Source organism: Levilactobacillus fujinensis (assembly GCF_003946335.1).
GTDB classification, from domain to species: Bacteria; Bacillota; Bacilli; order Lactobacillales; family Lactobacillaceae; genus Levilactobacillus; species Levilactobacillus fujinensis.
In genome coordinates this window covers 1-1,636 of sequence record NZ_RHNX01000090.1, presented here as the reverse complement: position 1 = coordinate 1,636, position 1,636 = coordinate 1, and the positions used below count along the sequence as shown (strand labels likewise).

Below are 1,636 nucleotides of genomic sequence, written 5' to 3'. Positions count from 1 at the left end.
CCGGTATTCTACTGGGGTCATGCCGTTTAGTGTTGGTTGGCGTCGCGAATTATTATACCAATCCATAAAATCAGCTATCATCACAGTTATTTCTTCCAGCGATAGTGGTTGTTTAAAGTCAAAGTATTCTGTCTTCATATGACTCCACAAACTTTCCATTGGGCTATTATCACCCGGCGTACCAGGACGGGACATACTATGGATAACGCCCGCTCCGGCTAAAGTTGTGTTATATAGTCCGGCCGTGTAACTAGACCCTTGGTCACTATGAAGATAGATTGGTCTTTCACCATTTGTCGCGATTAATGCCGCATTGAAAGTATCCGTTACTAAAGTAGCCGTCTCAGTCGGCTCGATTTTCCATGCAATAACACTATGGTCATAAAGGTCCTTGATGGCGCTAATTCGAATCTTGCCACCGCCCTTAATACCATATCTTAATTCACTACAGTCAGTTACCCAGGTCTGGTTTGGCTGATTAGGATGAAAGTCATGTTTAGCATCGGTCGTAAGTAGCTTGTTGCCAAGAATGTATTCTTTGTGTTCCGCCTTACGGTCGTGTTTGGCAACTAAAATCGATGCTTTAATATTGTGTCGCTTCATCATCCGTCGAATTCTTCCAGCACTCACATGATAGGGCGTTTCCTTGTTTACGTACGCAACCAAACGCTTCACACCGAAGATGTAATGATGGTTTTCTTCCAGTTCTTTAACGTAGCTGTAGATTGCTTCATTTTCAATTTCACGTTGATTGGGTCGGCGATGGAGCCACTTATAGTAAGCCGCCCGAGACACCTTTAAGAATTGGCACATCAAGCCAATTTGGGTTGGTTCATTACGATCTAGGGCTTCTTGGGCGAGTGCTTGAATGGTACGATATTTGAACTCCGAGTGGCATCTTTCCTTTCCAATTCCTTCAGTTTTTTTAGAACTTCATTCTCCTTTGACAAGTGGGCAATTCGTGCCTCTAAAGCTTTCACCTTAAGCTCTTGCTTCTCCGTCTCGGTGAGTTGCGCCTTACCAGATTTGTCTTTGCCACGGCGGTCTTGTAGGGCTTCTGGACCGCCTTGCTTAAACTTCTTGACCCAGGCATACACTTGTCCATAAGATACCTGAAATTGTTTTATGGCGGCACTGTAATCCAAGTCGTTGGCGATAGTCCATTGTACAATTTCAATTCGTTCCTTCTGTGTCGTCTTTCTACCAGTCTTCATGGTCCTGGCCCTCCTAGTGGTTTTGAATGATTTACCACTAGTATACAGGTTCACCCACTGATAGATAATGCTGTTATTGGGAATATCAAATTGTTTGGCCAACTGTGGATATGAAGTTCCACCCGCCAGATATAAGTTGACCACTTCCTGTTTGAATTCCGCAGAGTATTGCCGGACCTTCCGCCGCTTCAAACCGTCAATTCCTGCTGCTTGATAACGTTCAATCCACTGCTTTACTTGGTCATATTTCACACCATACTGTCGTTCAATTCCAGATATTGTCTGCCCTTGTTCCACCAGATGAATATAGTACAGCTTGTCTTCCAAACTGTACCGGGATCCTTTGCGGCCCATACTAAAAACTCCTCCCTAAGTAAACAAGCTTTGATTATTTGCTTGTCTACCTAAGTAGGAGTATAGCC

General features: G+C 44.0%; 2 protein-coding genes. Both read right to left on the bottom strand.

Annotated elements, in window-relative coordinates; translation table 11 throughout:
* The coding region (locus EKM89_RS13850; RefSeq protein ID WP_263853930.1) for an IS3 family transposase at positions 1-813 on the bottom strand (813 nt) is incomplete at its 3' end.
* Between the two features lie 29 nt (positions 814-842).
* The gene (locus tag EKM89_RS13845) at positions 843-1,568 is read right to left on the bottom strand and encodes a helix-turn-helix domain-containing protein (protein WP_125689346.1); all 726 of its coding nucleotides are present in this window, start codon (positions 1,566-1,568) and stop codon (positions 843-845) included.
* Between the last annotated feature and the right edge of the window lie 68 nt (positions 1,569-1,636).